General features: G+C 75.7%; 25 protein-coding genes. 10 read left to right on the forward strand and 15 right to left on the reverse strand.

Annotation, left to right across the window (positions count from 1 at the left end):
- Nucleotides 1-23 precede the first annotated feature (23 nt).
- Nucleotides 24-1,520: a sensor histidine kinase gene (locus ACI78Z_RS07290; protein WP_457035863.1), complete on the reverse strand. Its 1,497-nt coding sequence runs from the start codon at nt 1,518-1,520 to the stop codon at nt 24-26.
- Nucleotides 1,521-1,563: 43 nt separating this feature from the next.
- On the opposite strand from ACI78Z_RS07290, the gene ACI78Z_RS07295 reads away from it, so the two are divergent.
- The gene (locus ACI78Z_RS07295; protein WP_457035864.1) at nt 1,564-2,070 is read left to right on the forward strand and encodes a GNAT family N-acetyltransferase; all 507 of its coding nucleotides are present in this window, start codon (nt 1,564-1,566) and stop codon (nt 2,068-2,070) included.
- 70 nt (nt 2,071-2,140) lie between these two features.
- Here ACI78Z_RS07295 and ACI78Z_RS07300 read toward each other — a convergent pair whose 3' ends face one another.
- Both ACI78Z_RS07300 and ACI78Z_RS07305 read right to left on the reverse strand, forming a co-directional pair.
- Nucleotides 2,141-2,362: a biotin/lipoyl-binding carrier protein gene (locus ACI78Z_RS07300; RefSeq protein ID WP_083606275.1), complete on the reverse strand. Its 222-nt coding sequence runs from the start codon at nt 2,360-2,362 to the stop codon at nt 2,141-2,143.
- A gap of 60 nt (nt 2,363-2,422) precedes the next feature.
- On the reverse strand, nt 2,423-3,457 hold the full coding sequence (locus ACI78Z_RS07305) for a biotin carboxylase N-terminal domain-containing protein (RefSeq protein ID WP_457035865.1): 1,035 nt from the start codon (nt 3,455-3,457) through the stop codon (nt 2,423-2,425).
- Nucleotides 3,458-3,685: 228 nt separating this feature from the next.
- On the opposite strand from ACI78Z_RS07305, the gene ACI78Z_RS07310 reads away from it, so the two are divergent.
- A complete protein-coding gene (locus tag ACI78Z_RS07310; RefSeq protein WP_014377707.1) occupies nt 3,686-3,760 on the forward strand; it encodes a 50S ribosomal protein bL37 in 75 nt (24 codons plus the stop codon).
- A gap of 160 nt (nt 3,761-3,920) precedes the next feature.
- On the opposite strand, the gene rsrA is transcribed toward ACI78Z_RS07310, so the two are convergent.
- Nucleotides 3,921-4,265: a mycothiol system anti-sigma-R factor gene (gene rsrA, locus ACI78Z_RS07315; RefSeq protein WP_457035866.1), complete on the reverse strand. Its 345-nt coding sequence runs from the start codon at nt 4,263-4,265 to the stop codon at nt 3,921-3,923.
- The gene (locus ACI78Z_RS07320; protein WP_457035867.1) at nt 4,262-4,972 is read right to left on the reverse strand and encodes a sigma-70 family RNA polymerase sigma factor; all 711 of its coding nucleotides are present in this window, start codon (nt 4,970-4,972) and stop codon (nt 4,262-4,264) included. Before ACI78Z_RS07320 ends, rsrA begins: the two co-directional genes overlap by 4 nt.
- A gap of 199 nt (nt 4,973-5,171) precedes the next feature.
- On the opposite strand from ACI78Z_RS07320, the gene ybaK reads away from it, so the two are divergent.
- Nucleotides 5,172-5,645, forward strand: coding sequence for a Cys-tRNA(Pro) deacylase (gene ybaK, locus ACI78Z_RS07325; RefSeq protein ID WP_457035868.1), 474 nt, complete (start codon nt 5,172-5,174; stop codon nt 5,643-5,645).
- A gap of 46 nt (nt 5,646-5,691) precedes the next feature.
- Here the strand turns inward: ybaK and ACI78Z_RS07330 are convergent, their stop codons facing one another.
- Complete coding sequence (locus ACI78Z_RS07330) at nt 5,692-7,242, reverse strand: fused MFS/spermidine synthase (protein WP_457035869.1); 1,551 nt, start codon at nt 7,240-7,242, stop codon at nt 5,692-5,694.
- A 1-nt stretch (nt 7,243) separates the two neighbouring features.
- Complete coding sequence (locus ACI78Z_RS07335; RefSeq protein ID WP_457035870.1) at nt 7,244-7,990, reverse strand: SOS response-associated peptidase; 747 nt, start codon at nt 7,988-7,990, stop codon at nt 7,244-7,246.
- A gap of 133 nt (nt 7,991-8,123) precedes the next feature.
- Between ACI78Z_RS07335 and ACI78Z_RS07340 the strand changes: the two genes are divergently transcribed.
- From ACI78Z_RS07340 to rsgA, 3 genes are all read left to right on the forward strand, one after another.
- The gene (locus ACI78Z_RS07340) at nt 8,124-9,587 is read left to right on the forward strand and encodes an NAD-dependent succinate-semialdehyde dehydrogenase (protein ID WP_457035871.1); all 1,464 of its coding nucleotides are present in this window, start codon (nt 8,124-8,126) and stop codon (nt 9,585-9,587) included.
- An 89-nt stretch (nt 9,588-9,676) separates the two neighbouring features.
- Nucleotides 9,677-10,945 (forward strand): 3-phosphoshikimate 1-carboxyvinyltransferase, encoded by a 1,269-nt coding sequence (aroA, locus tag ACI78Z_RS07345; RefSeq protein WP_457035872.1) that lies wholly within the window; start codon nt 9,677-9,679, stop codon nt 10,943-10,945.
- On the forward strand, nt 10,915-11,961 hold the full coding sequence (rsgA, locus tag ACI78Z_RS07350) for a ribosome small subunit-dependent GTPase A (protein WP_457035873.1): 1,047 nt from the start codon (nt 10,915-10,917) through the stop codon (nt 11,959-11,961). The genes aroA and rsgA overlap by 31 nt, the downstream gene beginning before the upstream one ends.
- 123 nt (nt 11,962-12,084) lie before the next feature.
- On the opposite strand, the gene ACI78Z_RS07355 is transcribed toward rsgA, so the two are convergent.
- Complete coding sequence (locus ACI78Z_RS07355; RefSeq protein WP_457035874.1) at nt 12,085-12,621, reverse strand: DUF2087 domain-containing protein; 537 nt, start codon at nt 12,619-12,621, stop codon at nt 12,085-12,087.
- A gap of 52 nt (nt 12,622-12,673) precedes the next feature.
- Between ACI78Z_RS07355 and ACI78Z_RS07360 the strand changes: the two genes are divergently transcribed.
- On the forward strand, nt 12,674-12,850 hold the full coding sequence (locus ACI78Z_RS07360) for a DUF2795 domain-containing protein (RefSeq protein ID WP_072918029.1): 177 nt from the start codon (nt 12,674-12,676) through the stop codon (nt 12,848-12,850).
- Nucleotides 12,851-12,871: 21 nt separating this feature from the next.
- Nucleotides 12,872-13,675 carry an inositol monophosphatase family protein gene (locus ACI78Z_RS07365; protein ID WP_457035875.1) on the forward strand — a complete coding sequence of 268 codons (804 nt, stop codon included), beginning with the start codon at nt 12,872-12,874 and terminating at the stop codon, nt 13,673-13,675.
- Between the two features lie 68 nt (nt 13,676-13,743).
- Here ACI78Z_RS07365 and ACI78Z_RS07370 read toward each other — a convergent pair whose 3' ends face one another.
- The 6 genes from ACI78Z_RS07370 to ACI78Z_RS07395 are packed head-to-tail and all read right to left on the reverse strand — an operon-like array spanning nt 13,744 to nt 18,455.
- Nucleotides 13,744-13,908 carry a hypothetical protein gene (locus ACI78Z_RS07370; protein WP_198588103.1) on the reverse strand — a complete coding sequence of 55 codons (165 nt, stop codon included), beginning with the start codon at nt 13,906-13,908 and terminating at the stop codon, nt 13,744-13,746.
- A gap of 52 nt (nt 13,909-13,960) precedes the next feature.
- Entirely contained in the window at nt 13,961-15,361 is a 1,401-nt protein-coding gene (locus ACI78Z_RS07375) for an FGGY family carbohydrate kinase (RefSeq protein WP_457035876.1), read from the reverse strand.
- Nucleotides 15,358-15,849: an XdhC family protein gene (locus ACI78Z_RS07380; protein ID WP_457035877.1), complete on the reverse strand. Its 492-nt coding sequence runs from the start codon at nt 15,847-15,849 to the stop codon at nt 15,358-15,360. Before ACI78Z_RS07380 ends, ACI78Z_RS07375 begins: the two co-directional genes overlap by 4 nt.
- Nucleotides 15,846-16,640 carry an alpha/beta fold hydrolase gene (locus ACI78Z_RS07385; protein WP_457035878.1) on the reverse strand — a complete coding sequence of 265 codons (795 nt, stop codon included), beginning with the start codon at nt 16,638-16,640 and terminating at the stop codon, nt 15,846-15,848. The genes ACI78Z_RS07380 and ACI78Z_RS07385 overlap by 4 nt, the downstream gene beginning before the upstream one ends.
- A complete protein-coding gene (locus ACI78Z_RS07390; RefSeq protein ID WP_457035879.1) occupies nt 16,637-17,653 on the reverse strand; it encodes an aldo/keto reductase in 1,017 nt (338 codons plus the stop codon). Before ACI78Z_RS07390 ends, ACI78Z_RS07385 begins: the two co-directional genes overlap by 4 nt.
- Before the next feature lie 22 nt (nt 17,654-17,675).
- Entirely contained in the window at nt 17,676-18,455 is a 780-nt protein-coding gene (locus ACI78Z_RS07395) for an aldo/keto reductase (RefSeq protein ID WP_457035880.1), read from the reverse strand.
- A gap of 112 nt (nt 18,456-18,567) precedes the next feature.
- Between ACI78Z_RS07395 and ACI78Z_RS07400 the strand changes: the two genes are divergently transcribed.
- On the forward strand, nt 18,568-19,974 hold the full coding sequence (locus ACI78Z_RS07400) for a cystathionine beta-synthase (protein WP_457035881.1): 1,407 nt from the start codon (nt 18,568-18,570) through the stop codon (nt 19,972-19,974).
- A 75-nt stretch (nt 19,975-20,049) separates the two neighbouring features.
- On the opposite strand, the gene ACI78Z_RS07405 is transcribed toward ACI78Z_RS07400, so the two are convergent.
- Nucleotides 20,050-20,655, reverse strand: a complete 606-nt coding sequence (locus ACI78Z_RS07405) for a GNAT family N-acetyltransferase (RefSeq protein WP_457035882.1) — start codon at nt 20,653-20,655, stop codon at nt 20,050-20,052.
- A gap of 170 nt (nt 20,656-20,825) precedes the next feature.
- Here ACI78Z_RS07405 and ACI78Z_RS07410 point away from each other — a divergent pair, with 170 nt between their 5' ends.
- On the forward strand, nt 20,826-21,971 hold the full coding sequence (locus ACI78Z_RS07410) for a cystathionine gamma-synthase (RefSeq protein ID WP_457035883.1): 1,146 nt from the start codon (nt 20,826-20,828) through the stop codon (nt 21,969-21,971).
- Nucleotides 21,972-22,016: the final 45 nt, after the last annotated feature.

Consider the following 22,016-nt stretch of genomic DNA (forward strand, 5'->3'; position numbering starts at 1 on the left):
GGGCCCGCGATCGGCCCGCCTGGCTAGCGGCGGGGTCTCCCCGCGCCGGGCAGGGTGAGGACGACCTCGGTGCCGGTGCGGCCGTCCGCGGGCGGGGAGGGCGGGCTGGTCATGGCGAGGCTGCCGCCCAGCTCGCTGGCGACCAGCGTGCGCACGATCTGGAGGCCCAGCCCGTCGCCGGCCTCGGGGTCGAAGCCCTCGGGCAGCCCCCGGCCGTCGTCCCGCACCCGGACGACGAGGTCGTCGCGGTCCCGCTCGGCCACCAGCTCGATGCTGCCCGGGCTGCCGTCGGGGAAGGCGTGCTCGGCGGCGTTGTGCAGCAGCTCGGTGACCACCAGCACCAGCGGGGTGGCCGCCACCGCCGGCAGCTCCCCGAACTGGCCGACCCGCCGGGTCCGCGCCGCCGGGCCGACCGAGGTCAGGTCGCCCAGCATCGGCAGCACCCGGTCGAGGACGTCGTCGACGTCCACCACGTCCTCGCGGCTGCCGGCCAGCGTCTCGTGGACCACCGCGATGGACGACACCCGCCGCACCGACTCCTCCAGCGCCTCGCGGGCCGCGGGCTCGGTCATCCGGCGCGCCTGCAGCCGCAGCAGGGCCGCGACGGTCTGCAGGTTGTTCTTCACCCGGTGGTGGATCTCCCGGATGGTCGCGTCCTTGGTCAGCAGCGCGCGGTCCCGGCGGCGGACGTCGGTCACGTCGCGCACCAGCACCAGCGCCCCCTCCTCGGCGCCCGGTGCCTGCAGCGGCAGCGCCCGCACCAGCAGCGTCGCCGACGTGCTCTCGACGTCCATCAGGTCGGGGAACCGGCCGGCCACCGCGGCCCGGATGCCGGCCGCGACCGTCTCCCCGGCCACCCGGTCGGCCGCGGCGTCCAGGGTGAGGCGCGCGAGGTCCGCGCCGACGACGTCCCCGGTGACCCCCAGCCGGCGGTAGGCAGACAGCGCGTTCGGGCTGGCGTAGGCCGCGCGGCCGTCGGCGTCCAGCCGCACCAGACCGTCGCCGACGCGCGGGCTCAGCTCGGCGTCCAGCGGCTTCTGCGGCGGGAAGGTGCCGGCGGAGACCATCAGGCAGAGGTCGGCGGCGATGTCGAGGTAGGTGAGCTCCAGGGTGGACGGCGACCGGGTCACCGCCAGGTTGGTGTCCCGCGCCAGGACGGCGACGACGACGCCGTCGTGCCGCACCGGCACGACCTCCCGGCGCCGCGGGGTGCCGCTCGACCAGTCCGGCTCCCCCTCCGTGACCGGTCGGCCCTCGCGGTGCGCCACCAGGAACGGCTCGGCGGCCGGCCCCTCCACCTCCGCGCCCACCAGGTCGTCGGGCTGGCTGGTGGGCGCGGTGAGCGGGCGCACCTGCGCCACGCACCACCACGCGCCGGAGCGCAGCGGCACCCACAGCGTCAGGTCGGCGAACGACAGGTCGGCCAGCAGCTGCCAGTCGGCCACCAGCCGGCGGGCGTGGTCCACCTGCGCCGGCGCGGAGGCCGAGCCGCGGGTGAGGCGTTCGAAGAGGCTCGTCATCGTGGTTCCGAGCGTAGGTCCGTGCGCGCCTACGCTCGGCGCCGTGTCCTCGTCCCCCGACGCACCGCCCCTGACCGTCGACCGCGCCCGTCCCGACGACCACGCGCGGATCGGACAGCTCACCCACGACGTCTACGTGGGCGGTGGGCTGGCCTCCCCCGAGTACGGCGTGCAGCTCCGCGACGTCGCCGGCCGGGCCGACCGCGCCGAACTGCTCGTCGTCCGCGACGACGGGGGCCGCGTGGTCGGCAGCGTGGCGCTGGTGCTCGCGGGCGACTTCGGCGAGATCACCGAGTCCGACGACGAGGCCGCGTTCCGCATGCTCGTCGTCGACCCGGCCGTCCAGGGCCGCGGCATCGGCGAGCTGCTGGTGACCGCCTGCCTGGACCGGGCGCGGGCGGCCGGGAAGCGCCGCATGGTGCTCTCCACCGACCGACGGATGACGGCGGCGCAGCGCCTCTACGAGCGGCTCGGCTTCACCCGGCTGCCGGAGCGGGACTGGCGTCCGACGCCCTGCACCGACCTGCTGGTCTACGCGCTCGACCTGTGAGCCGGCCCCGTCCAGAGGCTCGGCCCGAGCCTGCGAGGGGTGAGGGGGACGGGGTCCTTCGAGGGGTCCTTCATCCGTCGACGGTGGCGATGAGGTCGCCCTCCTGCAGCACCTCGCCCTCGACGACGTGCAGTTCACGGACGGTGCCGGCCTGCTCGGTGAGGACGGGGATCTCCATCTTCATCGACTCGAGGATCACCAGGGTGTCGCCGGCCGCCACCTCGCTGCCCGGCTGGACGAGCACCTTCCAGACGCTCGACACCATCTCGGCGTGGATCTCCTCGACCACCACCAGCACCTCCTCGACCGACCTGGTCCCATCCTGGCACGCGCCCTCCCTCGCGGGCGCACGTCACACGGGGCGGTCGGACGCCAGCCGTTCGAGCACCGCGCACACCTCGGGACCGTCGTGCGGCACGCCCACCTCCGGCACCGCGTCGAGGACGTCGCTGACGGCCCGCGCGGCGGTCGCGGTGTCCCGGGCCCCCGCGCTGATGGTCGCCAGCAGCGCGTCGTACCAGCGGTCCAGCCGGTCGCCCGGCTCGTAGCCGCTCACCGCGACCACGTCGACGCCGGACGTCCCGCCCGGGAGGCGACCCGACCGCGGCAGCCGGCCGGTGACCCGCCCGCCCTGCCCCGGCGGCAGGGTGGACCGCAGCTGCACGGTGACCGCCCGCCGCGGTGGCGCACCGGTCCCGGCGTCGGCGGCCGAGCTCCCCGCGGCACTGCGCAGCGCCAGCTCGACGGCATCCACCCCGTGCGCCCGCTCCAGCACCGTCATGTCGAGGGAGAAGCCGGCCGCGACCTCGGCCAGTTCGCCGTCCGGGGCGATGCCCACGGTGACCAGCCCGCGCCAGCCGATCTCCGGCAGGCGCTTGGCGGTCGGGGGCAGCTCGAACGGCTCGTCCGGGGTCCAGGAGACGCGGGCGATGCCGGCCGCGCGGTCCCGGGACACCGGCGTCGTGCAGCGCAGCCCCCCGTCGGTGACCAGCGCGAGGAACCCGCGCTCGCTGGCCGGCTCGACGCCGTCCCCGCCGAGCCGCTCGAGCACCGCGGCCGACGGGCCGACCCAGGTGAGACCGGCCGCCACCACCGCACCGGCCAGCCGGGCGTTGCCGGCCAGGGCCGGCGGCACCGGGAGGACGGCCTGCGCGCCGCTGCGGCGGGCGGCCTCGACGATCCGGTCCACGGCGAGGTAGGACTCCGCGGCCGGGGCCGGGCCGAGCAGGATCGCCTCGTCGGCCAGCCGCACGTGACGGGCGGAGCGGTCGGCCTCCGAGTGGACGGCGACCGTCTTCACGTCCAGGCGGGAGCAGGCCGCCACCACCGCGCACGCGGCCGGCCCCCGACCCGCCACGAGCACGCTCTCGATCCCGACGTGTGCCACGTCCCGAACCGCCTTCCACCGACCTCGGCGTCGTCCTCCCTCCCAGCCTCACCCCCCGCACCGCCGGACCGCTACAGGGGAACGGCAACACGCGAGCTCGTGAGAGGCTGGAGGTCCAGCCTGACGGGTCCCCCGGCGTCGCAGCGCACCACGCGGCCTCGGGTTCCCCGGAGGTGTCCAGGGGTCCGCCGACGGACCTGCAGCAGCGATGACGGAAGGAGGGCAGCGATGTCCAAGCGTGGACGCAAGCGCCGCTCCCGCAAGGGGAACAAGGCCAACCACGGCAAGCGCCCCAACGCCTGACGAAGGACCCCCTGCCTCCCACCGCTCGCAGGCTCGCGGCGGGACCCCGCAGGGGGCCGTGCGCGAGAGGCCCAGGACCCGTCGGGTTCTGGGCCTCTCGCGTCCAGGCCACCCTCCAGGGCCCGCGCCGCGTGTGCGTGGCGTGGGAGGGGCTGGTCCGTCAGGCGGTGGGGTGCTCCTGCGTGCGCTCCACGCTGACCCGCTCGACGCTGACCTGCGTGCCGTCCTCCTCGAAGGAGACGCTGGTCAGCTGCAGCTTGATCCGGTCCCGCAGCCCGGGCGGCGGGGTGTCGCCCCCGCACCGCCGGCGGACCAGTGCCTTGAACTCCTGCTCGATGCCGAACTGGCGCAGGCAGGGCGAGCAGTCCTCGAGGTGCTCGGCGATGACCTGCCGCCGGGCGGGCTCGGTCTCGTGGTCGAGGAACTCGAACACGTGGGACAGCACGTCGTCACAGGAGTCGATCGAGATCGGCTCCCCGGCGCCCGGACGCTGGTCGCTGGTCACGAGCGGGTCGCCTCCTCCCCGGCACCGGCCCGGACGAAGCCGCGCTCCCGGGCGTAGTCGGCCAGCAGCTTCTGCAGCCCACGGCGACCGCGGTGCAGGCGGGACATCACCGTGCCGATGGGCGTGCCCATGATCTCGGCGATCTCCTTGTAGGCGAACCCCTCGACGTCGGCGAGGTAGACCGCCAGGCGGAAGTCCTCCGGCAGCTGCTGCAGGGCCTCCTTGATGTCGGAGTCCGGCAGGTGGTCCAGCGCCTCGATCTCGGCCGAGCGCAGGCCGCTGGAGCTGTGCTCCTCGGCGGCGTACAGCTGCCAGTCCTGCACCTGGTCGGTGGGGTACTGCTGCGGCTGCCGCTGCTTCTTGCGGTAGCTGTTGATGTAGGTGTTGGTCAGGATCCGGTACAGCCAGGCCTTGAGGTTGGTGCCCGCGGCGAACTGGTGGAACGCCGAGTAGGCCTTCACGAACGTCTCCTGGACCAGGTCCTCGGCGTCGGCCGGGTTGCGGGTCATCCGCAGGGCCGCCGGGTAGAGCTGGTCGAGATAGGGCAGCGCGTCCCGCTCGAAGCGGGCGTCGCGCTCGGCACGGGTCTCGTCGACCTCCGTGCGGCTGCCGCCCTCGCGCGCCTCGGGCACCTCGACCGGCGAGGTGTCCTCGACGGCGTCGGTGGTCGTGGTCTCGGGCGTGCGGTCCGCGGACTCCTCAGGCACCGACCGTCCTCTCTGCGGCGCCCGGGCGCGGGTCACCACCTCCGACGATCCTAGCCGCGCGGCCCCGGGCCGGCCCGGGGGCCGCCGGAGCGCAGGGCGCTGGCGGGCGCTGGTGGAGAGGGTGTTGCTCACGCGGGGTCCAACCCTGCGGGCCGGGCCCGCCATTCCCCGGTGTGCGGCAGAACTACTCTCCCGGACCGTGGCGGCGACCCCCGCGGTGCGGGCTCTGGAACGGGCCCGGGTGGCCCACACCCTGCACCCGTACGACCCCGAGCACCCCGCCGGCCAGGGCCGCGGCGAGGCCGCGGTGGCCGCGCTCGGCGCCGACCCGCGCCAGGTGTTCAAGACGCTGGTCGCCCGGGTGGACGGCGTCCTCACCGTCGCCGTCGTCCCGGTGGCCGGCAGCCTCGACCTCAAGGCGCTCGCCGCGGCCGCCGGCGGGCGCAAGGCCGCGATGGCCGACCCGGCCGACGCGGAGCGGACGACCGGCTACGTGCTCGGCGGCATCAGCCCGCTGGGTCAGCGCAAGGCGCTGCCGACGGTCGTCGACGAGTCGGCGCTGGACTTCGCCACGGTGTTGGTCAGCGCCGGACGGCGGGGTCTGCAGGTTGAGCTGGCGCCGGCGGACCTGGTGCGGCTGACCCGGGGGCGCACCGCGGCGATCGCCCGCTGACCGGCGATTGCCGCGGAGAACGCCGGGGGCTGGACGGGGCCGCAGCTCAGGAGCCGGGCGCGGCGTAGGGCGTGAGCAACTGGTCGACCGGCGCGTGGTCGTCGGTGAGCACCTCGGCGTCGCCGACGAACTCCACCAGCTCCTGCCCGGACGCGACCCGCCAGTCGAGGTCGTGGTCGCGCAGCGCGGCGGCGACCGCGTCGAGCGGCAGCGGCTGCTGCGCGGCCAGGACGACGACGTTGCCGCCGTCCTCCCCCGCGAGGACGGCGTCCCGGGCGAGCAGCGCGACGTGCGGGAAGACCGCATCCAGCGTGGCCAGCTCCGCCCGCACGAACCCCAGCGGCGGGTTGTCGATGAGGTTGGCGACGTAGACGCCGTCGTGGGCGAGCGCGCGGTCGACCAGCTCCAGTGCCTCCACGGTGGTCAGCTGCCAGGGCACCGAGAGCCCCCCGAAGGCGTCGCCGACGACGAGGTCGCGCTCCCCCACCGGTTCCTCGCCGAGCGCCACCCGGGCGTCGGCGACCTCGACCTGCAGCCCGTCGGTCTCGGTCAGCCCGAGGTGCTCGCGGTCCATGGCGACCACCCCGGGGTCGACCTCGACCACCAGGCTGGCGGTGCCCGGGCGGACCGCGGCGAGGTAGCGCGGCACGGTCGCCCCGCCACCGCCGAGGTGCAGCGCCGACAGCGGCTCCCCGGCCGGGGCCATGGCGTCGGTCACCGCGGCGATCGCCCGGACGTAGTCGAACTCCAGGTACGTGGGGTCGGCGAGGTCGACGTAGCTGTGCCGCAGCGTGTCCAGCACCAGCGCGCGGCCGGTCTCCCGCTCGGGGTCGGCGACCACCCGGGCGCAGTGGTAGGCGGTCTCGGCCTGGCAGCGGCTCGGCGCGACCGCCGCGAGCAGCGAGCCGGCCAGGGCGAGCAGGAGCAGTGCCGCCGGCACCCGCCCGGCGATCCCGCCGGTGTGCCGCCGCAGGAGCACGCCGACCGCGACCCCGGCGAGCACGGTCACCAGGCCGGTGCCGACGAGGATGCCGCTGGTCGGGAACACCGCCACGAGCAGGAAGCCGGTGAGGAAGGTGGCGGCGATCCCGCCGAGGGTGCCGATGCCCGACAGCCGGCCGACCACCGAGCCGGTCTCCGCCAGGCTGGCCAGCTGCAGCTTGACCACCATCGGCGGCACCGCCGACAGCAGCGCCGCGGGGACGACGACGGCGACCGCGGCCAGCAGCAGCACGCTGCCGGCGTCGGCACCCGTCAGCAGCGACCCGGCGAAGCGCACCAGCGGCAGGACGGCGACCAGCAGGGCACCGCCGGCGACCATCAGCGGCGCGATCAGCCGGCGCGGGTCGGTGCGGTCGGCCAGGGCGCCGCCCATCCACGCCCCGACCGCGATGGCGGCCAGCGCGAAGCCGATGACCGCGGTGTTGGTCTGCAGGGTGATCCCGACGTACGGGGCGATCAACCGCAGCCCGGCGATCTCCAGGACCAGCACGGCTCCGGAGGACAGGAAGGTGACGGCGGCGGCCACCCAGTCGGGCAGCGCGCCCGCGCGCGGGCGCTGGATGGCCTCGGGCAGGGCCTCCTCGATACCGGCCACCTCAGAAGAGCGCGGGCTGGTCGGCCGGCTCGGCGACCGACTCGGCGCGGGCGGTCAGCCCGACGCCGTTGTTCTTCACGCTGTTGACCGCTGGGCTCACCGGCCGCAGCTCCAGGCCCTCGACCAGCTCCGGCGGGGTCGGCGCGGCCAGCTCGGCGACGTCCTCGCGCGCCGGGTCCAGCCAGTCGGCCCAGCGGTCGCGGGGCAGCACCAGCGGCATCCGGTCGTGGATCTCGGTGAGTGCTCCGACGGCGGGCTCGGTGATGACCGTGCAGGTGTAGAGCCGGTCGTCGCCCTCGCCCCAGACCTCCCACAGGCCGGCGAAGGCGAGCACCGACCCGTCCCGCGGGGTCATGTAGTAAGGCTGCTTGCCGGGCCCGTCGAGCCGCTTCGCCCACTCGTACCAGCCGTCGGCCGGCACCAGGCAGCGGCGCGAGCGGGCGGCGCGGCGGAAGGCGGGCTTCTCGGTGAGCGACTCGACGCGGGCGTTGAGCATCCGGTTGCCGACCGACGGGTCCTTGGCCCAGGAGGGCACCAGGCCCCAGCGGACGGCGCGCAGCTCGCGGTGCGTGGCCCCGGTGGGCGCACCCTCGGGGTCGCGCTCCTTCTTCTGCCGGACGACGTAGACGTCCTTGGTCGGGGCGACGTTGTAGTCCGCCGGCAGCGGGCGCTGCCCCTCGGCCGGGACCGCCTCGAACTCCAGGACGAGGTCCTCGGGACGGCGGCTGGCGGCGTAGCGGCCACACACGGTGGTACCTCCCGGTCGGGGCCGGCTGATGCGGTCACCTGCGACTGTAGGCCCGGGGACGGACGGTTCCCGGCGGCGGCGGACGGGCAGGCCGGTTCGACGTCCCGACGCCCGAGAGACGAGGATCACGCCCGTGACCGCGACCCAGACCCCACCGACCGAGCACCCGAAGACCGCCAGCGAGTCCGGCGAGCGCCGCTACGCGACGGTCAACCCCTTCACCGGCGAGACGGAGCAGGAGTTCGACTTCACCCCGACCGAGGCGATCGACGGGATCATCGGGCGGGCGCACGCCGCCTACCAGGAGTGGCAGCACCGGCCGGTCGAGGACCGCGCCGCCGTCGTCCGGCGCGCCGCCGAGCTCATGGACGAGCGCCGCGAGGACCTGGCCGCGACCATCACCCGGGAGATGGGCAAGCGGCACGACGAGGCCGTCGGCGAGCTGAAGCTCTGCTCGATGATCCTGACGTACTACGCCGACAACGGCCCGGGCTTCCTCGAGCCCACGGCGATCCAGCCGCTGCTGGGCAAGGGCGAGGCGGTCGTCGAGACCCGGCCGGTCGGCGTCCTGCTGGCCATCGAGCCGTGGAACTACCCCTTCTACCAGGTGGTCCGCGTGGCCGGCCCGAACCTGGTGCTGGGGAACACGGTCATCCTCAAGCACGCCGAGATCACCCCCCAGTGCGCGGTGGCGATCGAGCAGCTGTTCACGGACGCCGGGGCTCCCGAGGGCGTGTTCACCAACACCTTCCTGCGGATCGCCGACGTCGAGCAGGTCATCGCCGACCCGCGCATCCAGGGCGTGACCCTGACCGGCAGCGAGCGCGCGGGCAGCGCCGTCGGCGCCCTGGCCGGCAAGCACCTGAAGAAGTCGGTGCTGGAGCTCGGCGGCAGCGACCCGTTCATCGTGCTCGACGCCGAGGACATGGGCGCCACCATCAAGGCCGCGACCATGGGCCGGATGCAGAACACCGGCCAGGCGTGCACCGCGTCCAAGCGGCTGATCGTCCCCGAGGAGCTCTACGAGCCCTTCGTCGAGGGCCTCAAGCAGGCGTTCTCCACCTTCTCCCCCGGCGACCCGGCCGACCCGTCGACGACGCTGGCCCCGCTCTCCAGCGAGCGCGCGGCGCAGGACCTGCACGCCCAGATCCAGGACGCCGTCGACAAGGGCGCCACCGTCGTCGCCGGCGGGACGCGGCCCGAGCACCCCGGCGCGTTCGTCGAGGCGACGATCCTCACCGACGTCACCCCGGAGATGCGGGCCTACCGCGAGGAGCTGTTCGGCCCGGCGGCCGTGGTCTACAAGGTGAAGGACGCCGAGGAGGCCGTCGCTCTGGCCAACGACAGCGACTTCGGCCTGGGCGCCACCGTCATGAGCAGCGACCTCGACCGCGCCCGGGCGGTGGCCGAGCGGCTCCAGGCCGGCATGGTGTGGATCAACCAGCCCACCGGTTCCTCCCCGGAGCTGCCGTTCGGCGGCATCAAGCGCTCCGGCTACGGCCGGGAGCTCTCCGAGCTGGCGATGTTCGAGTTCGCCAACCGGCGGCTGGTCCGGACGGTGCCGGCGAAGAAGGCCGCCAAGCCGGCCGGCGGCTGAAGGAGGACCGCCTCGGCTCCCTGTAGGGTCCTGCCCCGAGCTTGCGAGGGGTGGGGGGCAGGGAGTCCTGCAACGGGCAGGATGAGCGCATGAGCTCGGTCTGGACGACGCCGCACCGCGCGACCCCGGTGGACGCCGTCGTCGCCCTGCCCGGGTCCAAGTCGCTGACCGCCCGGGCGCTGGTCCTGGCCGCGCTCGCCGAAGGCCCGGGCCGGCTGGTCCGGCCGCTGCGCGCCCGGGACACCGACCTGATGGCGGCCGCCCTGCGGGCCCTCGGCGTGCGGGTCGACGAGGACGGCGAGGACTGGATCGTCACCCCCGGCGAGCTGCGCGGCCCGGCCGAGGTCGACGCCGGGCTGGCCGGCACCGTGCTGCGCTTCCTGCCGCCGGTCGCCGCGCTCGCCGACGGCCCGGTGCGGGTGGACGGCGACCCGCGGCTGCACGAGCGCCCCAACGCCGGGCTGATCGCGGCGCTGCGCGACCTCGGCGTGCCGGTCGACGACGGCGGCCGCGGCCGGGCGCCGTTCACCGTGAACGGCACCGGGCGGGTGCGCGGCGGCGCGGTGACCGTCGACGCGAGCGAGTCCTCGCAGATCGTCTCCGGGCTGCTGCTGGCCGCGGCCCGGTTCGACGAGGGGCTCGACCTGGCCCTCGCCGGCGGGGTGCCGTCGATGCCGCACGTGGAGATGACCGTGGCGTCGCTGCGCGGACGCGGCGTGGACGTCGTCGGCACCGCGCGGGGCTGGCGGGTCGCCCCCGGACCGGTCGCGGCGCGCGACGAGGTGCTCGAGCCGGACCTGTCCAACGCGGCGCCCTTCCTCGCCGCCGCGCTGGTGACCGGCGGGTCGGTGACGGTCCGCGACTGGCCCGAGGAGACCACCCAGCCCGGCGGCCGGCTCGACGCGCTGCTGGGCGCGATGGGGGCCGCCGTGGAGCGCACCGGCGACGGCCTGCGGGTGACCGGCACCGGGACGGTCCGCCCGCTGGTCGCCGACCTCGGCGAGGTGGGCGAGCTCACGCCGGTGCTGGCGGCGCTCTGCGCACTGGCCGACGGGACCTCCCGGCTGACCGGGCTGGGGCACCTGCGCGGTCACGAGACCGACCGGCTGCAGGCGCTCGACGAGGTGCTGTCCGCCGTGGGAGCCCGCGTCGAGCAGCTGCCCGACGGCCTGGTGGTCACGCCGGGCCCGCACCGGGCGGCGCAGGTGGGCAGCTACGCCGACCACCGGATGGTGCACGCCGCGGCCGTCCTCGGCCTCGCCGTCGAGGGCGTCGAGGTCCGCGACCCGGAGGCGGTGAGCAAGACGCTGCCGGACTTCGTCGACCGGTGGAACGCGATGCTCGGGGTCGAGCGCTGAGCCCCCGCAGGCACGACAAGCGGTCGGACGAGGACGACGTCCGGGTCCGCCCCAGCCGGCGCGGCTCCCGGCCGCGCACCCGCACCCGGCCGACCCACTCCGACGCCGTCCCGGGGCTGGTGGTCGCGGTCGATCGCGGCCGGATGACCGTGCGCGTCGAGGGCGCCGGCGGCGCCCCGGTCGAGGTGACCGCGATGCGCGCCCGGGAGCTGGGGCGGCACGGCGTCGTCGTCGGCGACCGGGTGCGGCTGGTCGGCGACACCACCGGCCGGCCGGACAGCCTGGCCCGCATCGTCGTCATCGAGGACCGGACGACGTCCCTGCGCCGCACCGCCGACGACACCGACCCCACTGAGCGGGTCGTGGTGGCCAACGCCGACCAGCTGGTCATCGTCACCGCGGTCACCGACCCCGACCCCGCGCTGGGCTTCCTCGACCGGTGCGTGGTCGCCGCCTACGCCGGGGGGCTGGAGCCGCTGCTCTGCCTCACCAAGACCGACCTGGCCAGCCCTCAGCCGCTGCTCGACCGCTACGCAGGGCTGGACGTCGACGCCGTCCCGATGTCGCGGGAGACGCCGCTGGACGCGCTGCTGGCACGGCTGGACGGGCGGATGAGCGTGCTGGTCGGCCAGTCCGGCGTCGGCAAGTCCACGCTGGTCAACCGGCTCGTGCCGGACGCCGACCGGGCGACCGGGGAGGTCACCAAGGTGGGCAAGGGCCGGCACACGTCGTCCTCGGCGGTGCTGCTGGACCTGCCCGGCGGCGGAACCGTCATCGACACCCCGGGCATCCGCTCGTTCGGCCTGGCCCACGTCACCGCCGAGGACGTCCTCGCCGCGTTCGACGACGTCGCGGAGGCCGCGGTCGACTGCCCGCCCGGCTGCGGGCACACCGCCGCGGACCCCGACTGCGCGCTGGACGCCTGGGCCGACGCCGGCCCGCCGGCCCGCCGGGAGCGGCTGGAGAGCCTGCGTCGTCTGCTGGACGCCGTCGGCCAGCTCGGCCCCGGCTACTGACGCGAACCGCGTGCGCGCACACCTCGGCCGCTGCCCGGGGGGCGAGATGCGGACCGTGGCTGTCTCCGGCCGGGTCGGGACGACCGTCGTCCGCATCTCGGTGCGGGGTCGACCGCCGGGTCCCTAGACGTCGACCCAGCCGCCGCTGCGCCAGTAGCGGCCGGCCTCGCGGGTGAGCAGGCCCTCGTCGACCAGGTAGCGGCGCAGCGCGGCGGTGTCGGGGTGCCAGACCGCCAGCAGCGCGTTGACCTCGCGCTCGGGATAGCGGACGCCGACGTCGAAGACCCGCACCAGGTGCTCCAGCACGATCCGCCGCTTGCTCTGCTGCGCCGGGATGGACACCAGCCGCCCGTCGCGGACGAACGCCGACAGGACGGCGTCCTCGGCGGGGTCGTCGGACAGCGGCTCGGGCGGCGGGGCGGCCTCGGCGGCGGCGCGGGCCGCGGCGCCGAAGCGCTCGGTCAGCAGCTCGAGCTCGTGCCGGTCGCGGCGGACGAGGCCGGCCCGGCCCAGCCGGCGCGCGGCCAGGGCGACGTCCTTGAGCGGCAGCCCGGTGGCCTCCGCGACCTCCTCGAGCGTGCCGGCCCCCAGGGCGAGGGCGGCGACGACCTTGAGGCGGACCGGGTCGGCGAGCAGCCCGGCGATCGTCGCGGCGTGCACTCCCCGACGGTATCCGCGCATCGGCCACGGCGGACGCGGGTAGGCCGGGGTCATGGTGAGCCCGATCGACATCCAGAAGGCCCTCAAGGGCATGGACTACCCGGCCACGAAGCAGCAGATCCTGGAGCACGCCAAGGGCGGCGACAAGGAGGTCCTCGACGCGCTGGACAAGATCGACGACCGGGAGTACGAGGGGCCCAGCGGGGTCAGTGCCGCGGTCTTCGACTGAGCGCCGCTAGGTTCGGTGCCCATGACACCGGGCCGGGACTACACGGGGGACATGCACCTGGCGCACGTGCTGGCCGACCAGGCTGACTCGATCAGCCTCGACCGCTTCAAGGCGCTGGACCTGCAGGTCGACACCAAGCCGGACCTCACGCCGGTCACCGACGCCGATCGCGCCGTGGAGGAGCAGCTGCGCATCACCCTCGCCCGCGCCCGCACCCGCGACGCGGTGCTCGGCGAGGAGATGGGCGCGACCGGCCACGGTCCGCGGCGGTGGGTGCTCGACCCCATCGACGGGACGAAGAACTTCGTGCGGGGCGTGCCGGTCTGGGCCACGCTCATCGCGCTGTTCGACGGCGACGAACCGGTCGTCGGCCTGGTCTCCGCGCCGGCGCTCAACCGTCGCTGGTGGGCGGCCAAGGGCGTCGGCGCCTGGACCGGGCGGCGGCTGGAGTCGGCGACCCGGTGCACGGTGTCGGGGGTGGGCCGGCTGGACGACGCGAGCCTGTCCTACTCGAGCCTGTCGGGCTGGGAGGAGCGCGGCCTGCTCGGCGGCTTCCTCGACCTGACCCGGTCGGTGTGGCGCACCCGCGCCTACGGCGACTTCTGGAGCTACGTGCTGCTGGCAGAGGGGGCGGTGGACGTCGCCTGCGAGCCCGAGGTCTCGGTGTGGGACCTCGCCGCCCTCGACGTCATCGTGCGCGAGGCCGGCGGCGCGTTCACCGACCTCTCCGGCGTCCCGGGCCCGGCCGGGGGCAGCGCGCTGGCCACCAACGGCCGGCTGCACGACGCCGCGCTGGGCCTGCTGCGCCGGCCCGAGCCCGCCTGAAGAAGGGCCTCCCTGCCCCCGCCACTCGCACGCTCGCGGCGGGACCCTGCAGGGAGGCCACCCTCCGCCTAACGGCCGCGGCCGCCCTGGAAGCGACGGCGGGCGTCGTCGATCTTCGCCCGGGTCTTCGGGTCCTTGGCCAGCTGCTGGGCCTTCTCGGTGGCCTGCGCGATGACCTGCCGGCCCTTCGGCGTGTTCGCGAACTGGGTCAGCTTGCTGAACAGTGACGCCATCCCTGGGTCCTCCTCGCGTCGTCCGGGCGGCGGCTCCGCCCTCCTGACGGGGTCAACGCGGCTGCCGCCCACCCCGTTCCGCACGCCAGCGCTCCAGCGCCGCCGCCAGCTCCGGGGTGGGCCCCGGCTCGACCGCCCGGCCGGCCTCCTGCCGCGTGGCGACCACGGTGCCCGTGCCCCGGGCGGCCAGCAGCGCCGCACCCACCGCGGACGCGCTGCGGATGGGCAGGTACCGCACGGGGACGGCCAGGACGTCGGCGAGCAGCTGCTGGACGACGGCCGGCCGCCCGCCGCCCCCGGTGAGGACGACCGGCCCCTCCCCACCCAGCAGGTCGGCCGCCGCTCCCACCGCGAAGACGACGCCCTCCACCGCGGCGCGGGCCAGCTCGGCGCGGGTCGTGGACGCGGACAGCCCCGTCCAGCCGCCGCGGTCGGCCGGGCCGGCCACGCCCCCGCGCTCGCCGGTGAGGAACGGCCGGAACACCACTCCCCCGGCGCCGGGCGGGACCGCGGCCGCGGCGTCGAACAGCTCGGCGGGCGTCATCCCGAGCACGCCGCCCACCCACGTCCACGCCAGCCCGCCGTTCTGCAGCGCCGCCATGGCGTACCAGCCGCCCTCGACGTCGGCGTAGCCGTGCACCGGCGGGTCGTCGGCCGGCGCCGGCGTCCACCCCGGCAGCAGGACCTGCGCGCCGGTGCCCAGGTTGACCTGCCGGCCGGTGCGGGTGCCCGCGGCGAGCAGGGCCAGCGGGGTGTCCCCGCCGCCGACCACGACGGGCACCCCGCCGACCGGGAGCGCGGCGGCGCCCACGACCTCGGCCGACGGCCGCACCGCGGGCAGCAGCGCCGGGTCGACGCCGGCCGCGGCGGTCGCCTCCGGGGACCAGCCGTCGGCGCCGACGTCCCACAGCAGGGTGGCCGAGGCGTCGCTGCGGTCGGTGACCCGCGGGTCGGCGTCCGGGACGAGCGCGGCGCGCAGCACGTCCTTGGGCAGCAGCACCGCGGCCGCCCGGCGCAGCAGGCCGGGCTCGTGCGCGGCCAGCCAGGCGAGCACCGGGCCGGTCATCCCCGGCGCCAGCGGGTTGGCCAGCGCGGCGCGGGCGCCGTCGGGCAGGGCTCGCCAGCGGTCCACCTCCGCGACGGCGCGGGCGTCCGGCCAGAGCACCGCGGGCGCCAGCGGGACGCCCGCCGCGTCGACCAGGACGGTGCCGTGCATCTGCCCGGACAGGCCCAGCCCGGCCACCCGGCGACCGGCCAGGGCCGGAGCCACCCGGGCGAGCGCGTCGTCGAACGCGGCCCGCCAGACGGCTGGGTCGGTCTGCGCCCAGCCGGGGTGCGGGCGGTCGACGTCGTAGCCGGACTCCGCCTCGGCGAGGACCGTCCCGGCCCCGTCGAGCGCGACCAGCTTCAGCCCGCTCGTGCCGACGTCCGCGCCGAGCAGGACGTCGCTCACCGGTGCGCGGCGCCGCTGCGGCCGTTGCGGTCGGCCAGCAGCCCGGCCAGCGTGCTCAGCGCGATCTCGGCGGGGGTCCGCGAGCCGATGTCCAGCCCGATCGGCCGGTGCACCCGGGCGACCTCCTCCGGCGGCACCCCGAGCGCGGCCAGGGCCGCGACGTGCGGGCCCTCGTGCCGCGGGTTGCCCATCACGCCGACCCAGCGCACCGGCCGGGCCAGCGCGTCGCGCAGCACCTCGCCGAGCTCGGGCCGGTGGTGGTCGGTGACGACGACGTCGGCGTCGGCGAGGTCATCGAGGTCCGCGAAGCCGGTCACCTCGGCGCCGCGGGCGGGGTCGGGGTCGAGCAGCACGGTGCGGAAGCCCAGCTCGGGCGCCCAGCGGGTGAGCACCTCGGCCACCGGTGAGGCGAAGACGGCGACGAGCACCCGCCCGGTGGCCTCCGGCGCGGGCGATCCGTGGGCCACCCCGCAGGTCGGGTCGGTCACGCCGCCTCCCCGAGGAAGTCCACCAGTGCCGCGGCGAAGGCCGGCGTCCGGAGCGCGGTCGAGTGGTCGCCGGGGACGAGGGTCACCCGGGCACCGGGGATGGCCGCGGCGAGCGCCTCGGGCCGGGCCGCCAGCGGGTCGGCGTCGCCGGCGAGGACCAGCGTGGGCGCGGTGATCGCGGCCAGGTCCGGGTCCCGGGCGTGCACCGCACGGGCGTGCGCGGCCAGGGCGCGCCGGTCGGCGCCGAGGGCGTCCGCGATCCGGCGGAAGACGGCGGTGGCGGGATCACGCACGTCGGCGGCGTCGGCCGCCTCCAGCGCGGCGGCCAGCCCGGCCATCAGGACGGCGTGGCGCTCGGCACCGCCGGGCTCGACGAACGCGGCGCCGGCACCGCCGACCACCAGCCGGCGCACCCTCCGGTCGGTGGCCGCGGTCAGCATGGCGACCGTCGCGCCCATCGAGTAGCCGGCCAGGTCGAAGGAGTCGTGGCAGAGGGCGTCGGCCACCCGCCGCAGGTCGTCGGCCATCCGCAGCTCGCCGTAGGCGCCGGGGTCGTGCGGCTTGTCCGACCTGCCGTGCCCGCGGGCGTCGACCCCGACGACCTCCCGCCCGGCGGACAGGAGGACCGCGACCGTCCCGGTGCCGACCCAGTTGAGCCGGGTGTCGGCGACGAAACCGTGCTGCAGGTAGACCGGCGGGAGCTCGCCCGGGGACCCCCACCGGTGGACCGCGACCGCGACGCCGTCGGCGCCGGGCACCCGCAGCGGAGCTGTGGTCGTGGTCGCGCTCACGCCACCCTCTCCGGGCTGTCCCCGTACGCGTACGAGGAGTCGACGTAGCGGCCGCCCTGGGCGACCCCGGGTGGCGCGATCGCGCCCAGCCGCGCGACGTCGTCGTCCGACAGTTCGACGGCCGCGGCCGCGACGTTCTCCTCCAAGTATGCGCGCCGCTTGGTGCCGGGGATCGGCACGACGTCGTCCCCCTGCGCGAGGACCCAGGCCAGCGCCAGCTGGCCGGGCGTGCAGCCCACCTCCAGCGCCATAACGCGGACGGCGTCGACGAGCCGCAGGTTGGCCGCGAACGCCTCGCCGGTGAAGCGCGGGTGGCCGCGGCGCCAGTCGTCCTCGGCGAAGTCCTCCGGGCTGCGGATCGCCCCGGTGAGGAAGCCGCGGCCCAGCGGGCTGAACGGCACGATGCCGATGCCGTGCTCCCGGGCCACGCCCAGGACCTCTGCCTCCAGGTCGCGGGTCCACAGCGACCACTCGCTCTGCAGGGCGGCGATCGGGTGGACGGCGACGGCGCGGCGGATGGAGGTGGCCGACGCCTCCGACAGCCCGAGGTGCCGGACCTTGCCCTGCTGCACCAGCTCGGCCATCGCGCCGACGGTGTCCTCGATCGGGACCCGCGGGTCGACCCGGTGCTGGTAGTACAGGTCGATGACGTCGACGCGCAGCCGGCGCAGGCTGTCCTCCGCGCGGGCCCGCACGTTCTCCGGGCGGCCGTCGATGTCCATGCCGCCGCGGTCGTTGCGGGACAGCGAGAACTTCGTCGCCAGCTGCACCTCGTCCCGCCGTCCGGCGATGGCCTCCCCCACGAGCTCCTCGTTGTGTCCGTCGCCGTAGACGTCGGAGGTGTCGAGGAAGGTCCCGCCGAGGTCGAGCGCCCGGTGGATCGTCGCGATCGACTCGTCGCGGTCCGCGGCGCCGTACATCTGGCTCATGCCCATGCAGCCCAGGCCGAGGGCGGAGACGACGAGGCCGCCGCGGCCGAGCGTGCGGGTACCGACAGGAGAGGGAGAGCTCACGGGGGCATCCTCACCCCGGCGCTCAGACCCGCGCCAGGCCGTCGACCCGGGCGACCTCGTCGTCGGTCAGCGCGAAGCCGCCGATCGCCAGGTTGGCCCGGATCCGCTCCGGGGTGGCCGACTTGGGGATGACGACGACGCCGTGCTCCACGTGCCAGCGCAGCACCACCTGCGCCGGGGTGACGCCGTGCGCGTCGGCGACCTCGCGCAGCACCGGGTCGCCGAGGTCGGTGTTCTTGAAGGGGCTGTAGCCCTCCAGCACGACGCCGCGCTCCCGGTGCCCGGCCTCGACGGCCGGGTCGTACTTCGCCGGCGCCCAGCTGACCTGGTTGACCTGCGGCGTCACCCCGGTCGCGGCGGTCAGCTCGTCGACCTGCTCCAGCGAGTAGTTGCTGACGCCGACCGCCCGCGCCCGGCCGGCCTCGCGGGCGGCGACGAAGCGCGCCCAGACGTCCGGCCGCGCGCCACCGGGCGGCCAGTGGACCAGCCACAGGTCGACGGCGTCGACGCGGAGTGCGTCCAGCGACGCCGCCAGGGTCCGGTCGGCGCTGCCGGCCTCCCGGGGCGGCAGCTTGGTGGTCACGAACACCTCGTCCCGGTCGACGCCGGAGTCGCGCAGCGCCCGCCCGACCTCGGCCTCGTTGCGGTACATCGTCGCGGTGTCCAGGTGCCGGTACCCGGCGTCCAGGGCGGTGCGGACGGCGTCGTAGCAGGCGGACCCGGTCAGCTGCCACGTGCCGAAGCCGAGCAGCGGCATGGTGCCGCCGCCGGCGAGCGGCACGGCGGGGACGGTCTCGGTCATGCCAGGCCGGTGCCCGGCTCGGGGCCGGGCGACACCCGGCGCGGCGGCGTCCCGTCTGGTGGGATGGACGGCGACGGGCCGGCGATCGGCCGGCCGCCGAGGAGGGCCGCCCGTGCAGTACGCCGAGAACGTCATCGAGCTGGTCGGGCACACCCCGCTGGTCCGGCTGACGTCCGTGACCCGCGACCTCGGGCCGGACGCGCCCCTGGTGCTGGCCAAGGTCGAGTACCTCAACCCCGGCGGCTCGGTGAAGGACCGGATCGCGGTGCGGATGGTCGACGCGGCCGAGGCCAGCGGCGCGCTGCAGCCGGGCGGGACGATCGTCGAGCCGACCAGCGGCAACACCGGCATCGGTCTGGCGCTGGTCGCCCAGCAGCGCGGCTACCGCTGCGTCTTCGTCTGCCCCGACAAGGTGGGCAAGGAGAAGATCGACGTGCTCAAGGCCTACGGCGCCGAGGTGCACGTCTGCCCGACCGCCGTCGACCCGGCCGACCCGCGCTCCTACTACTCGGTCTCCGACCGGCTGGCACGCGAGCTGCCCGGCGGCTGGAAGCCCGACCAGTACGCCAACCCGGCCAACCCCCAGTCCCACTACGAGACCACGGGGCCGGAGATCTGGGAGCAGACCGACGGGAGGGTGACCTGCTTCGTCACCGGCGTCGGGACCGGCGGCACGATCAGCGGCACCGGCCGCTACCTCAAGGAGGCCTCCGGCGGGCGGGTGCGCGTGGTCGGCGCCGACCCCGAGGGCTCGGTCTACTCCGGCGGCACCGGGCGGCCCTACCTGGTCGAGGGCGTGGGCGAGGACTTCTGGCCCGATGCCTACGACCGCACGATCGCCGACGAGATCATCGCCGTCAGCGACGGCGACTCCTTCGCCATGACCCGCCGGCTGGCCCGCGAGGAGGGCCTGCTGGTCGGTGGCTCCTGCGGGATGGCGGTGGTCGCCGCGCTGCGCGCCGCCGAGCGCCTGACGAAGGACGACGTCCTTGTGGTGCTGCTGCCCGACGGCGGCCGCGGCTACCTCGGGAAGATCTACAACGACGACTGGATGGCCGACTACGGCTTCCTGGAGCAGGCCACCCAGGGCACCGTCGGCGAGCTGCTGGCCGGGAAGGGCGGGACGACGCCGGAGCTGGTGCACACCCACCCGAACGAGACGGTGCGCGACGCCATCGACATCCTGCGCGAGTACGGCGTCAGCCAGCTGCCGGTGGTGCGCGCCGAGCCCCCGGTGACCGCCGGGGAGGTCGTCGGGTCGGTCGAGGAGAAGGCGCTGCTCGACGCGCTGTTCGCGGGACGGGCCAACCTCTCCGACCGGGTGGAGCGGCACATGTCCCCGCCGCTGCCGATCATCGGCTCTGGTGAGCCGGTCAGCGCCGCGGTGGCGGCCCTGGGGACGGCGGACGCGCTGCTGGTGCACGAGGAGGGCAAGCCGGCCGGCATCGTCACCCGCCAGGACGTGCTCGGGCACCTGGCAGGCGCGAGTGGGGCTCAGGACCACGCGCCGGCCCACTGACACCCCGATCGGCTGCTCCCCCAGGACCCGAGTGGCCGCGGCGACCCGGGCAGGCGGGGGTCACCGCCCCTGCCCTCACTGCGGCTCGCGCCACATGGCGTGCAGCACAGGCCCGTCGTCGGGGAGGACGAGGGTCTCCACGTCCACGAACCCATGGCGCAGGTAGAAGGACCGGTTCCGCTCGCTGGTCGCCTCCAGGTAGGCCGGCAACCGTTCCCCGTCGCAGCGCGCCAACACCGGGCGCATGACCGCGGCACCGATCCCGGCACCGCGCCGGCGGGACTCCGTCCCGAGGTAGTAGAGGTACCAGTGGGGTCGCTGCGGATGGTGCTCCTGCATGACGCTCAGCACCCTCGATGCGACGGCGGCCTGTGCACCGAACACGCGGATGGCCGTCGGCGTCTGCCACAGCGCCTCCCAGCTGCTGGGTCGCCACGTCCCCGGTGGGTACCAGACCGCCGCCGCCGCTCCGTCGGACGAGATCCAGGCGCCACCCAGGCGTGTGCTCCGTCGGACGTCCATGCCGAAGAGTCGTCGGATCCGCTCCTCTCGCCGGCGGATCCCGTGGGGCAGCATGTGCTCGAAGACGGGGTCGTCGGCGAAGGCGTCGGCCAGCACGTGGACGACGTGAGATCGATCTGCCCTGGTGGCCGGCCGAGCGGGCGGCTCGGATGCGGTCATGCGGGGAGCATGCTCGCGGGCCGGCCCTGAGGGAGTGGATGCGAGGAGCCAGCCGCGAGCCCGGAGGACCGCCCGCGCCGGACGGTCACGCGACCTCGACGGGCAGCCGCGGACGGCTGCGGTCCGGTGGCCGCGGCGCCGTCGTTCCCGGGGACGCCTACGGTCGACGCATGAACGGCTCCCCCGGCTTCAACACCCGTGCCATCCACGCCGGGCAGGACCCGGACCCGGCCACCGGCGACGTCGTCGTCCCGCTGCACCTGGCGACCACCTTCAAGCAGGACGGCGTCGGCGGGCTGCGCGGTGGCTACGAGTACGCCCGCAGCGCCAACCCCACCCGGACGGCGCTGCAGGAGGCGCTGGCCGCCCTCGAGCAGGGCCGCACCGGGCTGGCCTTCGCCTCCGGGCTGGCCGCCGAGGACACCCTGCTGCGGACGGTCTGCGAGCCCGGCAGCCACGTCGTCCTCGGCGGGGACGCCTACGGCGGCACCTTCCGGCTGATCTCGAAGGTCGCGTCGCGCTGGGGCGTGGAGCACACGCCGGCCGACCTCAACGACGCCGACGCGCTGCGGGCGGCGATCCGGCCCAGCACGCGGGTCGTCTGGTGCGAGACGCCGACCAACCCGCTGCTCAACATCGCCGACATCGCGCTGACCGCCGAGGTCGCACACGACGTGGGCGCGCTGCTCGTCGTCGACAACACCTTCGCCTCGCCCTACCTGCAGCAACCGCTGACGCTGGGCGCCGACGTCGTCGTCCACTCGACGACGAAGTACCTCGGCGGGCACTCCGACGTCGTCGGCGGGGCGCTGGTCGTCGACGACGAGGACCTCGCCGAGCGACTCGCCTTCCACCAGAACGCGATGGGCGCCGTCTCCGGCCCCCTGGCCGACTGGCTGGTGCTGCGCGGGATCAAGACCCTCGGCGTCCGGATGGACCGGCACCAGGACAACGCCGCCCAGGTCGCCGAGTACCTTCTCGGCCACCCCGCGGTCACCGAGGTGCGCTACCCCGGGCTGCCCGAGCACCCGGGGCACGAGATCGCCGCGAAGCAGATGTCCGGGTTCGGCGGGATGCTGTCGTTCCGGCTCGCCGACGGGGAGGACGCCGCACTGCGGGTCTGCGAGCGGGCGCAGGTGTTCACCCTCGCGGAGTCCCTGGGCGGCGTGGAGTCGCTGATCGAGCACCCGGCGCGGATGACCCACGCCAGCGCGGCCGGCTCGCCGCTGGAGGTGCCGGGCGACCTGGTGCGGCTGTCGGTCGGCATCGAGGACGTCGAGGACCTCATCGCCGACCTCGACCGAGCCCTCGCCTGAGCTCCGGCTCCGTCGCTGTGAGCTCGTGGTCGTGTCCCCGGCCGG

This window comes from Geodermatophilus sp. SYSU D01176 (genome assembly GCF_054050015.1).

What these genes read in the sequence shown, in the direction of transcription:
- ACI78Z_RS07290 (WP_457035863.1), bottom strand. Translation starts at nt 1,520, where the DNA reads ATGACGAGCCTCTTCGAACGCCTCACCCGCGGCTCGGCCTCCGCGCCG.
- aroA (WP_457035872.1), top strand. Translation starts at nt 9,677, where the DNA reads ATGAGCTCGGTCTGGACGACGCCGCACCGCGCGACCCCGGTGGACGCC.
- ACI78Z_RS07360 (WP_072918029.1), top strand. Translation starts at nt 12,674, where the DNA reads ATGGTGAGCCCGATCGACATCCAGAAGGCCCTCAAGGGCATGGACTAC.
- ACI78Z_RS07365 (WP_457035875.1), top strand. Translation starts at nt 12,872, where the DNA reads ATGACACCGGGCCGGGACTACACGGGGGACATGCACCTGGCGCACGTG.
- ACI78Z_RS07370 (WP_198588103.1), bottom strand. Translation starts at nt 13,908, where the DNA reads ATGGCGTCACTGTTCAGCAAGCTGACCCAGTTCGCGAACACGCCGAAG.
- ACI78Z_RS07395 (WP_457035880.1), bottom strand. Translation starts at nt 18,455, where the DNA reads ATGACCGAGACCGTCCCCGCCGTGCCGCTCGCCGGCGGCGGCACCATG.
- ACI78Z_RS07405 (WP_457035882.1), bottom strand. Translation starts at nt 20,655, where the DNA reads ATGACCGCATCCGAGCCGCCCGCTCGGCCGGCCACCAGGGCAGATCGA.
- ACI78Z_RS07410 (WP_457035883.1), top strand. Translation starts at nt 20,826, where the DNA reads ATGAACGGCTCCCCCGGCTTCAACACCCGTGCCATCCACGCCGGGCAG.